Source organism: Shewanella sp. 0m-8, assembly GCF_052977265.1.
In genome coordinates this window covers 31,469-44,887 of the sequence record NZ_JBRIMB010000015.1, presented here as the reverse complement: position 1 = coordinate 44,887, position 13,419 = coordinate 31,469, and the positions used below count along the sequence as shown (strand labels likewise).

Annotated in this window: 12 protein-coding genes; 7 read left to right on the top strand and 5 right to left on the bottom strand. The window is 44.5% G+C overall.

Going from position 1 to position 13,419, the window contains the following annotated elements; translation table 11 throughout:
* Nucleotides 1-64: 64 nt before the first annotated feature.
* The 7 genes from ACVBIO_RS09790 (at nucleotide 65) to ACVBIO_RS09760 (ending at nucleotide 8,024) form a co-directional block, all read left to right on the top strand.
* Entirely contained in the window at nucleotides 65-685 is a 621-nt protein-coding gene (locus ACVBIO_RS09790) for a c-type cytochrome (RefSeq protein ID WP_447161031.1), read from the top strand.
* A gap of 811 nt (nucleotides 686-1,496) precedes the next feature.
* Nucleotides 1,497-2,165, top strand: coding sequence for a methyltransferase domain-containing protein (locus tag ACVBIO_RS09785; protein ID WP_447172488.1), 669 nt, complete (start codon nucleotides 1,497-1,499; stop codon nucleotides 2,163-2,165).
* Nucleotides 2,166-2,217: 52 nt separating this feature from the next.
* Nucleotides 2,218-2,754, top strand: a complete 537-nt coding sequence (yihI, locus tag ACVBIO_RS09780) for a Der GTPase-activating protein YihI (protein ID WP_447161029.1) — start codon at nucleotides 2,218-2,220, stop codon at nucleotides 2,752-2,754.
* Nucleotides 2,755-2,848: 94 nt separating this feature from the next.
* The gene (locus ACVBIO_RS09775; protein ID WP_447172487.1) at nucleotides 2,849-3,316 is read left to right on the top strand and encodes a DUF2489 domain-containing protein; all 468 of its coding nucleotides are present in this window, start codon (nucleotides 2,849-2,851) and stop codon (nucleotides 3,314-3,316) included.
* Between the two features lie 249 nt (nucleotides 3,317-3,565).
* Entirely contained in the window at nucleotides 3,566-4,942 is a 1,377-nt protein-coding gene (hemN, locus tag ACVBIO_RS09770; RefSeq protein WP_447161027.1) for an oxygen-independent coproporphyrinogen III oxidase, read from the top strand.
* Nucleotides 4,943-5,135: 193 nt separating this feature from the next.
* Nucleotides 5,136-6,923, top strand: a complete 1,788-nt coding sequence (locus tag ACVBIO_RS09765; protein WP_447169579.1) for a DUF885 domain-containing protein — start codon at nucleotides 5,136-5,138, stop codon at nucleotides 6,921-6,923.
* A gap of 126 nt (nucleotides 6,924-7,049) precedes the next feature.
* Nucleotides 7,050-8,024 (top strand): alpha/beta fold hydrolase, encoded by a 975-nt coding sequence (locus ACVBIO_RS09760; RefSeq protein ID WP_447161025.1) that lies wholly within the window; start codon nucleotides 7,050-7,052, stop codon nucleotides 8,022-8,024.
* Between the two features lie 57 nt (nucleotides 8,025-8,081).
* Here ACVBIO_RS09760 and flhA read toward each other — a convergent pair whose 3' ends face one another.
* The 5 genes from flhA to fliP all read right to left on the bottom strand — a co-directional run bounded on the left by flhA (nucleotide 8,082) and on the right by fliP (nucleotide 13,419).
* Nucleotides 8,082-10,163, bottom strand: a complete 2,082-nt coding sequence (gene flhA / locus ACVBIO_RS09755; protein ID WP_447172486.1) for a flagellar biosynthesis protein FlhA — start codon at nucleotides 10,161-10,163, stop codon at nucleotides 8,082-8,084.
* Between the two features lie 15 nt (nucleotides 10,164-10,178).
* A complete protein-coding gene (gene flhB / locus ACVBIO_RS09750) occupies nucleotides 10,179-11,312 on the bottom strand; it encodes a flagellar biosynthesis protein FlhB (protein ID WP_447161023.1) in 1,134 nt (377 codons plus the stop codon).
* Nucleotides 11,309-12,088, bottom strand: a complete 780-nt coding sequence (gene fliR / locus ACVBIO_RS09745; RefSeq protein ID WP_447169581.1) for a flagellar biosynthetic protein FliR — start codon at nucleotides 12,086-12,088, stop codon at nucleotides 11,309-11,311. The genes flhB and fliR overlap by 4 nt, the downstream gene beginning before the upstream one ends.
* A gap of 142 nt (nucleotides 12,089-12,230) precedes the next feature.
* Complete coding sequence (locus ACVBIO_RS09740; protein WP_447161021.1) at nucleotides 12,231-12,500, bottom strand: flagellar biosynthetic protein FliQ; 270 nt, start codon at nucleotides 12,498-12,500, stop codon at nucleotides 12,231-12,233.
* Between the two features lie 190 nt (nucleotides 12,501-12,690).
* A complete protein-coding gene (fliP, locus tag ACVBIO_RS09735) occupies nucleotides 12,691-13,419 on the bottom strand; it encodes a flagellar type III secretion system pore protein FliP (RefSeq protein ID WP_447161020.1) in 729 nt (242 codons plus the stop codon).

The window sequence follows — 13,419 nt, the reverse complement described above, 5'->3', positions numbered from 1 at the left end:
TATCACGCTTGCGGGTCTTCCTAGTAAGCTCAAGACAAATATTTTAATAAGAAGTTGGAACGCCATGAAAAAGTTAGCTCTTGCGCTGTCTGTTTTAGCCACAATCTCTTCACCTGCAATGGCAGAAGGAAATGCCGAAGCCGGAAAAACTAAAGCCATCGTTTGTTCTGCTTGCCACGGTGTTGACGGCAACAGCATGATAGACATGTACCCAAACCTTGCTGGTCAACACAGTACATACCTAGAAAAACAATTACATGATTTCCGCAGTGCAGCACAGACTGGCGGAAAAGAAGGTCGTATGGACCCTATCATGGGTGGCATGTCTGTCGCGCTTAGCGATCAAGACATTGCGGATATCTCTGCATTTTATGCTAGCCAAGCTAAGAAAGATATCGAAGTTAAAGATGTCCCAGAGCTCGGTGCGCAACTCTATAAGAATGGCGATGCAGCACGTGGCATCACAGCGTGTATTGCGTGTCACGGACCAGGTGGTAAAGGTGCTGAACTTGCAGGCTTCCCTGCAATCGATGCCCAACATGCCAATTATATCAAGATCCAGCTAAATAAGTTCCACGATACAAATCGTAACAACGACTTAAATGGCATGATGCAAGACATCGCGAAAAAGCTAAATAGCGATGACATTGACGCATTATCTAAATATATATCAAGCCTTAAGTAAATATTAGCTACATCTTAAGAGGACGGCAAACCCGTCCTTTTTTATATCATTATGTTTACGTTTACGTAAACTACGCGCAAAACCCTCTTGACAGAGATCACAGATTTAGGTTTAAATAGCCCCCGTACCGAGATGAACCCAACTGTTAGTACAATAAATTATTTAATAATAACTATCAGATTTCGGTATTTGTACATTTAAGATATAAGAATAAATTAACTAAATAATAATAATATTATTGAGACCACTCTCTAAAAATAATAAGAGTCGAGATTTCAATTTGAAGTCCAGGTCGTAAGAATTTTAGTAAGGATTGGTTAGGAAGGCCAATATCGCTATTTAGTATTAAACCTTACATTCAGAGAAACAGCACCAACAGGAACGTATTTGTAGGATACAGATACAGCATAGGAAGCTATTGCTTAGGATGCACTTGCGGGAAGCTTGTTATCACTGGAAGATACTTAAAAAAATATACAGGGATGGTTACTTAGGCGTCATTGGATGGACGAATAAAAATTAGGATGTGTCTTTAAAGACCATCTACGGAAACTGTTGTCAGGAAGGCGACAGGTCTAAAAATAAAGTGTCGGGAAGACCACCAACTAAAAGACATGCATGGAAAGCAGACAAAAAATAAGATGGATATTGACCGGGATAGTCACATAGCAAGTATGGATACTTGAAATCAGAATTGGTGCCGATTGGCACTTTTATAGAGGCGACAGATTAATCTGTCGCCTTTTTTTATTTCTCGCTCTACTATCTTCATTTATACTCAAATTAATTAAGTCATTGGTTTAGCTAATATATGCGCAGATGCCCTCTTTGTCATAGTGATAATACCGTACGGTTTTTCGCCGACAAAAAGCGCTGCCTGTATCATTGCCACCAATGCCAGCTGGTATTTGCCGACGCTAACTCACACCTCCCCCCTAGCGCTGAGCAGCAAAAGTACCGACTAGCCAGTAATAAACAAAAATCACTCGCGCGTTTTATCCTGGAGCTTATCGAGCAGTGTGAAGATGGGCACACACCTTTATTAGGCCTTAACTTTGGCCGCACTCTAGATAGCAAAACCTTACTGAAAATCAGTAAAAAAGGTCATCAACTCAACCAGTATGACCCCTGTCTTGCACCGTGGAACCGTTCCCTTAAGCAAGAATATGACTTCATCTGCTGCTATCGAGTGTTTGAGCATTTCCGCTTTCCCTATAAAGAATGGGAGCTGCTTAGCCACTTACTTAAACCCGGTGGCTGGATGGCAATTTGCACACCATTACTCAGTCAATTGAGTGCATTTGATAAGTGGCACCATAAGAATAATCTGACTCACGTCAGCTTTTATCAACAAGCAACCTTTGAGTTCCTAGCAAACAAGGTCGGTTTTAAGCTATTATTTGCAGCAAATGATCTCATTCTGGTGCAAAAACCATCAGGATCTGATATAACACGCGACCAAACTTCCGTTGTTGCATGAGCTAAGCCGCTTTGCAGCAATAGAGTCTTTAAAGTTATCGAGATAAGCAATCATGTCCCGTAGTAAGAAAACGCGTAAGAGCAACGAAAATGCTCCTAAATTAGCCCCAAGAACCAAGAAGAAAGATCGAGTTCTTGCAGGCAAAAAACAAGTTGCTGGCAATAAAGCGGGAAGTCGTCATAACGCTTCGATGATTGAAAGCCAAGCTAACGGTGGTAAAGCTAAGAATGCAGACCCACGTCACGGCAGCAAAAAGCCAGTTCAACTGAATATCGCTGCTGAAGTGAAAGTTGAGAAGAAGCCAAAAGGGCCGAAACTGACTGATGAGCAGAAATTATTGAAGCTTGAGGAAGATCCAAGACTCAATAGCCTACTCGATATGCTTGAAGAAGGTAAAAATCTCAGTCAAGACGATCAAACTTGGTTAAACAAGCAGTTAAACCAAATTGAAGCCCTAATGGACAGACTCGGCATTAATGACGAAGAAGACCATGCGCCGAAAAACAAAAAGGCCGTTAGTGATGACGACCTATTTGATAAGTTCGAGTCTGGTGCAGATCTGTTAAAAGACTACTTCGACAAAGACTAAATTCGTATATATAAAATCTATGGCATCTTTATTGATGCCATTTTTTTATCCATAATCACCACCTGTATCTCACTCCTACCAACTAGGGTTTAGTATGACAACTGCCTTTATTGTGCTCGGCGTACTTATCATCATCGCGCTGACTGCTTATGCGACCTACCTGCTTATTCAAGTTCGCAAACAAAAACAGCGCCAATTAAAACGCGAACAAGAGCAAGCACAAGCCGCTAAAGCCAAATCAGACGAACTGCTCGACAATATCCGATATATCGCAACCGCTATGCTACAAGAGCGCTGTGAGTTATCTGAAGGCGTAATGCGTATCGCAAAGCTTTTTCAACTCATCGGTATGGCTGAGCTTGTTGAGAGCCAATACCCAGCTACGTTTGCCCATTTCGACGTCATCAAAGCGCATCCAATCAAAGAACAGCGTAAAAGCTTAGATAAACAGCAGCGCATGAAGCTAGATTACGCTCGCATGCGTTCAGAAGGTGAATTAGAGGCAAAAATCCTCGAAGAAGCCAAACTACTGAGTGAATTTAAGTCAGAATCACTCCACTAGAGCTGAAGACGACATAGAGCTTGCAGTCATTAAAGGCCGAATCTAAGTCGCAGATATGGCCTATTTTGCTTATATAGGGTGAGTCTGTGCACAAAATCTTCTAAAGAGCACAGACAGATACCTTATTTTCAGCGATATTCAGTCATACTTTGCTACCCACATTAAATTTTTACAACATGGATCAAGGTTATTCAACAAATAACCATGCATACTTCACATGTTGCTAAACTATACGCCGGAGGACACGCCTTGAAGCAGCCCACCCCAATTAGTTGGGATCAGTCAATGATCGAAAAGTACAATTATAGCGGTCCACGTTATACTTCTTATCCGACGGCCTTGGAATTCGATGATTCGTTTACCGAGGAAAAATTGCTGACTTCGATTAAGAACAGCAAGAGTGACAAACTTTCACTGTATATTCACATTCCTTTCTGCGCCAAGCTTTGTTACTACTGTGGCTGCAATAAAGTCATCACTCGTCACCAGCATAAAGCCGATCAGTATATTGAATACCTAGCGGCAGAAATCGTTAAACGTGCACCTCTGTTTAAAGATTATTTAGTGACCCAAATTCATTGGGGTGGCGGTACACCGACATTCCTAACGCCTGAGCAAATCCTTAAGCTATCAGCACTCATCAAAGCCAACTTTAATGTTGCCGATGTGGGCGAATACTCAATTGAAGTCGATCCACGTGAAATCGAACTTTCAATGCTAGACACCCTTAAAGAAGCCGGTTTCAACCGTATTTCTATCGGTGTTCAGGATTTCAATAAGAAGGTACAGATCGCAGTAAACCGCGAGCAAGACGAGCAGTTTATCTTCGACCTGATGGCGCGCGCCAAAGAGCTAGGCTTTGTTTCAACTAACATCGACCTGATCTATGGTTTGCCACACCAGACGCCTGAAACATTTGCTGAAACCATGCAACGCGTTCTAGATTTGAATCCAGATCGCCTATCTGTATTTAACTACGCTCACCTGCCATCACGTTTTGCGGCGCAGCGTAAGATTAAAGATGAAGACTTAGCGTCGCCACAGCAAAAGCTTGATATGTTGCATCAAACTATCGAGACCTTAACGGGGGCGGGTTACCAATACATTGGTATGGACCACTTTGCTAAGCCAGATGATGAGCTTTCAATCTTACAGAACGAAGGACGTCTGCACCGTAACTTCCAAGGTTACACGACTCAAGAAGAGTGTGATCTGTTAGGTCTTGGTGTGTCATCAATCAGCCAAATTGGCGATTGTTATGCACAGAACCAAAAAGACATTCGCCCATACTTCGAATCAATCGATGCTAATGGTCATGCGCTCTGGAAAGGCTGTAGCTTAAACCGTGACGATGAAATTCGTCGTGTAGTTATCAAGCAGCTAATCTGTCACTTCGACCTCGATATGGCGTTAATTGAAGAGAAGCTGAACATCAACTTCGAAGAGTACTTCGCAGAAGATTTAAAGCTGCTGCAAACCTTTATCGATGATAAATTAGTCGACATCACAGACCGCAAGATCACTATCAGCCCAACAGGCCGCCTATTGATCCGTAATATCTGCATCTGTTTCGATGTTTACTACCGTGAGAAAGCAAGACAACAGCAGTTCTCTCGCGTTATCTAATCTTGCGTTAGATACAAAAAAAACCGGCATTAGCCGGTTTTTTTGTATCTATAAGTCCAAAAATGCTCTTAGTGACTCCTTTCCCCCAAACCTGCAAACACTTCTAGTCACATTTAGTTTAATTTTCATTGGTGATCTTTGTAAGCTGTGACGGCATAATCAAGCTGAAAATTAAAACAATAATGGACAGTTTATGTATAAGTACCTACTTCCCTCTGTGTTGGTATTAGGCCTAAGTGCCTGCCAAACTACGACAACAACCGCCCCACAACAAGGTGTCAGCACCCAACAAGTTGCCAGTAATACCCAGCTACAATCACTTATCGATGCCGCTTGGCAAATCTCCTTAGACTCAAGCCCAAGCTTCGCCTATTCACTGGGTAACAAGAGTGCAGCCGGAAAGCTACAAGACTTGTCCCCCGCCACACTTGAAGCACTCGATCAGCGCAAGCAAGTGTTGTTGCAGCAATTAGTAAAGATAGACAAAAATAGCTTAAGTAAAGAAGATGCAATTAACGCGCAGATCCTGCAAGACCAACTGCAAAACGATGTTGACCAATATCGCTACAAAGATCATTACATGCCCATATCGGCCGAAGGAGGATTTCATGCCTATATCGCCTCGATAGCTAAGGGACGCTTTGCTAAAGTCGAAGACTATCAAAACTATATTAAGCAACTGCAAGCACTGCCTAACTATTTTGAGCAGCAAATCTATTGGTTAAAGCAGGGACTCGCAAGCGGTATCACGCCAGCTAAAGCGACGCTAAAAGGCTTTGAAACCAGCATTACAGCCTTTATCGTGCCAGTTGAAGACAGTGGTTACTTCAAACCATTTACTCAGTATCCATCGCACTTTACCGAGGCAGAAAAAGCCCAATTAACGCAGCAAGGTCGCACCTTAATCCAAAGCACAGTGTTGCCCCAATACCAGGCCTTCTTCGATTTCATCACCATCGAATATATTCCTAACACCCGGATAAGCATCGCCACCTATGATCTTCCCGAGGGTGAAGCCCTCTATGAAAACCGCGTACGCTATTACACCACTTTAGCGATGACATCAGATGAAGTACATCAACTAGGCTTACAAGAAGTGAAGCGCATTCGCGGTGAGATGCAGCAAATCATCGAACAAGTTGGCTTTGAGGGCAGTTTTGCCGAGTTCCTGCACTTTTTAAGAACCGATCCACAGTTTTACCCTAAAACAGCAGAAGAACTGCTAAAAGAAGCGGCCTTTATCGCCAAGAAAGCCGATGCCATGCTGCCAAAGTATTTTGGCAAACTACCGCGTCAGCCTTACGGTATTGAACCTGTTCCTGCACAAATCGCCCCTAAATACACCACTGGACGCTATTCAGGTTCAAGCCGCGATGATGAGCCGGGTTATTACTGGGTCAATACCTATGCCCTAGATAAACGTCCACTATACGAAATGGAAGCGCTAACCCTACACGAAGCAGTGCCTGGGCATCACCTGCAGATAGCTCTAAACCAAGAGCTAACCAACCTGCCAGATTTTCGCCGCTACAGTTATATCTCGGCTTTTGGTGAAGGTTGGGGGCTGTATTCTGAATATCTCGGCCTAGAAGCTGGTTTCTACCAAGACCCTTATAGCAACTTTGGCCGCTTAACCTACGAAATGTGGCGCGCTGCGCGTCTAGTCGTCGATACCGGCATGCACGCTAAGGGCTGGACTCGCCAGCAAGCAATAGACTTTATGGCCAGCAATACAGCATTGTCGATGCATAACGTCACCACAGAGATTGACCGCTACATTAACTGGCCAGGACAAGCCCTGTCATACAAGATTGGCGAACTGACAATTAAACGTCTGCGCGCTCAGGCTGAAGCTGAGCTCGGTGAGCACTTCGATATTCGCGCCTTCCATGACGCCATATTAGCAAATGGGTCTGTACCTATGTCGATACTGGAGCAGCAGATAAACGATTTTATCGAGCAACAGAAAGCACAAATCTAAACTTACCCACAATAGAATAAGGCCGCGCTTGCGGCCTTATTTATTGATTAATCTTAATTCGTCTCTGCCAATCTATCGAACAAGTTTGTTACACTGCATGCAAGATCACCTAATAGAACTTATGCCATGTCGATAGCTACAGAGGCTTATATGACGAATACGCAAATTGCCAATTTTTCATCTGAGCACCATTTAAATAGTCCTGAGCAAAAAGTCTTTTGGCAACAGGTCACCCAAGCCACATTTAAGACTCGTGACGACATCACTTTGGCTTACGCCAAAATAACTCACCCGAATAGCATTGGCACCATTGTCCTTAGCAATGGTCGGGTGGAGTCTTACCTAAAGTATAAAGAATTGATGTTTGATCTTTACCAGCAAGGCTATAGTTTATTTGCAATCGATCATCGAGGTCAGGGCCTGTCGGCACGCACGACCGCTAATCCGCATCTGGGATATATCGACAAGTTCCAGCGATATATCGACGATTTCGCAGAATTTGTCACTCATATTGTGAAACCAATACCAAGCGAAAACTATTATCTTGTTGGCCACTCTATGGGGGGAGCCATTGGCACTCTGTATCTACAGCAGCATCCAGCAACCTTTAAAGCGGCAGTATTTTCGGCCCCTATGTACGGCATAAAACTGCCTCTGCCTAGAGGTTTTATCCGCGGGTTAGCCTCATTGCTCGATAACCATCAGCAACCCAACTATATCTTGGGCGGCAAGGGATACCATGCCGAGCCATTTGATAAGAACGACCTGACAAATAGTAAACTGCGTTATGACGATTATCGTGAACTGTATCAGAAAACCCCACAACTGCAGTTAGGCTCACCGACTAATCATTGGTTGGTCGAATCAATCGACGCAGCCGCACGAGCGGAAGATGCCGCACGAAATAGTCAAATCCCTTTACTGATCCTGCAAGCGGAAGAAGACACAATCGTCGATAATCGCGCGCAAAAACGAGCGATTAACGGCTTATGTAAGCTGACTAAAATCCCTTATGCCCGCCATGAGATCTTTATGGAACGTGATAAGCCACGTAATCAAGCGCTCAACGTATTGCTCAGCTTTCTACAGCAAACACGCTAACGTTTAATCCAAAATTAAAAAAGGGATAGCGCGACGCTATCCCTTTTTTGTGTTCAATTAACCTAACTGCCCTGCAACCATTAGCTCCCGAGTCTCTGGGATCTCATTATAAGACAGCACATGTAGCCCCCGAGCAAAGGCTAGCGCATAGCGAGCCAAGATAGGCCGTAATTGCGGTGACACCAACAATAGCGGACTGTGGCCATGCTCTTTTGCTTGCGCCAATAACTGCGGCATACGTTGCTGCAACTGGGCCAGCAATTGAGGATCGACCGGAAAACTATCGAGCGAGCCTTTACCTTGCTGCTGAGATTGATTAAGCGCTGACATCAGAGTTTGTTCTAGTTCAGGTGCCAGAGTCATGACATTGAGCTTAGGCTCAGTACCCACAATAGAATGCAAAATAGAGTGACGCAGCGCGCAGCGTACATCGGCTGCAAGCAACACAGGATCTTTACTATTTTCACTGCAATCAAGCAAAGTGGTGGCAATGGTGCGAATATCTTTCAGCGACACCTGCTCTTTAAGCAGTAAACGATACACCTTCAACTGTAAAATTGGCGTTAGGGCGCTATTGAGTGACTCAGCCAATTTTGGACTTTGCTTGGCTAAGCGGTCACTCAAGGCAAGCACATCATCATGCTGCAACATATCAGGCAACGACTCACGAATAAGCTTACTCACATGAGTTGCAATAACCGTAGCGTTATCCACCACGGAGTACCCAAGGTTTAGCGCTTTAGCTTTATTGTCTTGCTCAATCCAGATGGCATCCATCTGATAGGCTGGCTCCTTGGTGATGACTCCATCTATATCACCAAACACAGGGCCACTCTTAATCGCCATTAGACGTTCAGGTTCCAGCTCTGAGGTAACGACCGGGTTCCCCATCAAATTAATCTGGTATGCATTGGGAGCCAGCGACAAGTTATCGCGAACCCGCACTTCAGACAGCAAAAAACCCGCCTGCTCAGACAAGGTGCGACGAATCCCGGTTAAACGCTTTTGCAGTTCAGCGCCTTTGCTGCGCTCAACTAAATGCACCAAGCGATAACCTAAACGTACCTCGATTAAATCGGTATAAGGTAATGCGTCCCAACTCGGCGCCGAAGGTTCACTTAGGCTAGTTTCCCGTAATTGTTCTACTTTAGATTCAGCAATTTCTGGCTGAAGTTGACTCTGCTTCCAAGCCACAAATCCTAAGATGACAGCAAATGACAAGAACACAAACGTTGGCATACCAGGCACGATGCCAAGAATAAACATGACCCCCGCTGAGGTGACTAACGTTTTAGGGTTTGCCAACAACTGCTGACGCAATTGCTCTGGCATCTCTTCAGCATCAGAGACACGCGTTACGATAATTGCGGCAGCGGTTGCGAGTAGCAACGACGGTATTTGCGCTACCAAGCCATCACCAATCGTCAATAATGCATAGGTCTTAAATGCTTCACTGGTGCTGAGATCATGCATGAAAATACCGATCGCCAAACCACCGAGCATATTAATCACTAAGATCAAAATACTGGCAATCGCGTCACCACGCACAAACTTAGAGGCACCATCCATCGAGCCATAGAAGTCGGCTTCACGCGCAACCTCTTGACGTCTATCTCTGGCCTGATCCTGTGACAATACACCGGCATTCAGGTCGGCATCAATTGCCATCTGCTTACCGGGCAAAGCGTCTAGGGTGAAACGTGCCGACACCTCTGAAATTCGCTCGCCACCTTTGGTGATCACCACAAAGTTAATGATCATCAAGATTAAGAAAATCACCGCACCGACAACATAGTTGCCGCCGATCACCACCTCACCAAAGGCCTGAATCACTTTACCTGCAGCATCTCCCCCTTCATGGCCTTCAATCAATACCACTCGAGTCGAGGCCACGTTTAGCGTTAAACGCAGTAAAGTCGCAAGCAGCAAGACGGTCGGGAATACCGAAAACTCTAATGGCCTACGAATTGAAACACCCACCAATAGCACCATCACTGCGAGCACAATATTGAAGGTAAATAAGATATCCAATAACCATGGCGGCAATGGCAAGATCACCATAGCCAAGACTGCAAGTAGCATGATTGGAATGCCGATATAGCCTGGGCTACCGGCAAAAGTACGCTTAAACCAGTTCATTAATACAAATAACCTTTAATCATGTTGTAAATTTTTAGGAATATAGAAGTGTGGCAAAGGCTCAGGCTTAGCCTGTTTGCCTTGTCTTGCCGCTCTCAGTTGCATCACATAACTCAGAATGTGGGCGATAGCGACAAATAAGCCCGCTGGGATCTGCTGTTCAATTTGAGTCGAGTAGTAGATGGCACGAGTCAGTGGTGGTAATTCAATGACCTCGACCCCACTACGCTTAGCAATATCACGCATATAGAGCGCTAACTCATCGGTGCCCTTAGCCAATACATAAGGCGCATCAGCCTTGGTCATGTCATATTTAAGCGCGACCGCATAATGACTTGGGTTAACTAATAATACGTCGGCTTTAGGCACCGAAATATCGGCTCGTGAACGGCTAAGACGTTGCTGCATTTGGCGGATCTTAGCCTTGATTTCAGGTTTACCATCTTGCTGCTTATGCTCATCTTTCACTTCTTGCAGTGACATTCTTAGCTCTTTATGATGATGCCAATACTGATACGGCACATCGATAAAAGTGATCACCAGCAGACCTAACCCCATATAGAGCATAGCCAAACTCAACATCTCAATACCGCGCGTAACGGCTTCGTCGATAGGCAGCTGACTCACTGCCATCAAGGCTTGAAAGTTCTTCTGCAAAAACAGCAGCATGATACCAATAAGCAAGACTATTTTTAGAATGGATTTTACCAACTCAACCAACGACTTAACCGACGCCATCCGCCCCAATCCAGCAATCGGGTCGATACGGCTGTATTTAAAGTTAGCATTGTTAAAGTTAAGTATCGGCCCCCCCGGCATAGCGCCAGCCACCATGGCAATTAACGCCACCATCAAAAACAGTGGCCCAAGAATATTTAACACTTCCAATAGGGAGTAGGCTAAATGGCGCGTCATCATTCCGGGCTCATCCAGCTGCGCTTTGGTAAATGACATATTGATTCGTGTCATTGCTGCAACCTTAGCGGCAATCCAATCAGCCGTTGTTGTCAGTAATAGAGAGCACCCGATGATCAACGCCGAAGAAGCCAGATCTTTTGAGCGTGGAACCTGCCCCTGTTCACGGGCCTTCTTTAATTTCTGCGGGGTCGCTTTTTCTGTTTTACTCTGGCCAGAGTCTTTATTGCTCACGCTGTACCACCAATAAACTGGTACATAGCAGATAACGCATCTAAACAGAGGTCGCTATAACGAGTCGGTAATCCACTGAATGAGAAAAATACGCATAGCAACCCCATCAACATCGACATAGGAAAGCCTAAGGCGAATACATTTAATGACGGTGCAGCGCGGCTCAATACACCAAAGGTAAGATTGACCACTAACATGGCCAGAATAGCAGGCAGTGCCAACATAAAAGCGGCGGCAAAAATCCAAGAGAAACGCGCAATGAGTCCCATTAAGGGTAAATCAAACACGCCCATCCCAATTGGCCACAACCTAAAACTATCCACTAAGATGCCAATGGCCACCAAATGGCCATCTAGTGCTAAAAATAACAGCGTGCCATATAACATAAACCACAGTCCAAGAATGGGGTTTGAGCCACCACTGGACGGGTCATTCATCACCGCCATCGACAAGCCCATTTGCATCGACATCATCGCGCCAAATAAGGTTAAAACATGGATCATAATGGACAAGAATAGTGCCAGCATAAAACCAATTAGCAATTGTTCTAGCCCTAATATCAATGCCTGAAAAGAGACTGCATCAACCTCCGGAAAAGGCGGTAGCATAGGGGCGATTAGCGCCGATATACTAAGAGCTAATAGGATACGAACCGTGGCAGGAATGTAGTTATTACCCAGAAAAGGCATCACCATAAATGCCCCCATAATGCGGCAAAATGGCCACCAAAACGTACCAATAAAAGTACTTATCTGGACAGAGGTCAGTGACAGCAAATATGCCTCCTTATCCGGTAAGCTTTAGCAGCCTCCAGATGGACTAGGTTCAATAACGGTAAACGAGCCATACATAGCCAATAAGAGGTTTCGATAACACTGCTATTCTGGATTGAGGTAAGCGATAACAAGCTATTCGTCCTCAGCCAATAAGATGGGGAATATTTAGAAATAAGCGATCAAAAAAGTCGCAAATTTTCATCAGCAACCACTCTCCCGCAAACACAACCATCAATAAAGTGATCACCAGCCTTGGTAAAAAGCTAAGAGTTTGTTCATTCACCTGAGTCGCTGCTTGAAAAACCGCAATAAACAAGCCGACCATTAACCCTGGTACAACCAAAACGCCCACCATAGCGACGACAAGAAAGATAGCTTCAGCAAATAGCGCTGTGAGTTCATTTACACCCATTGCGCTAAGCGACTCTATTGATCAAAAAGCTAATCACTGCCGGCCAATCATTGAATATAACTAACGCTGACACCAATAAACTCAACGTCAGGTAAATCATGTCTATGATTGAAATATTAAGTGTTTCATCATTATTAACTGTCTTCATCAACAATCTCTCTGCGGACAAATATTACGATTAAACAATGCGCTAACCATAACTTGCCACCAAGGTACTCACCGTCATCGACCAACCATCGACTAACACAAACACCATTAATTTAAAGGGCAAAGAGATAATTAGTGGCGACAGCATCATCATCCCCATAGACATCAGCACGCTGGCGACCACCAGATCGATCACCAAAAAAGGTAAAAACAGCAGGAAACCAATCTGGAATGCCGTCTTTAACTCGCTCAATACAAATGCAGGCATGAGTACAAAAAAGGGGATTTCATCAGCGGTTAATGTGGTAGGTTCATCAGCAATTTTTAGCATCTGCTCAAGATCAGTTTCTCGGGTTTGCGCCAACATAAATTGACGCAATGGCACCTCGCCACGTGCCACAGCCTCAGGAAGCTCTATCTGCCCCATATCGTAGGGTAGAAAAGCATCGTCATAGATCTCTTGTCCAACGGGTCGCATAATAAAAATGGTCATCACTAAAGCGATACCGATTAATACCTTGTTTGGCGGGCTTTGCTGCAAACCTAAGGCTTGACGTAGAATGGCTAACACTACAATTATTCGAGTGAAGCTGGTGAGCATCATTAATAATGCGGGCAGAAAACTCAGCACTGTCATCAAGGCTAAGATTTCCAGCTTTACACTCACAGCTTGTGTCTTATCACCATCAGCTAGAGAAAATAACGTTAATCCATCACTCGCATAAGCCGCCGATGAAAAACACAACCCAAAAACCAGCAACACTCGCCACAT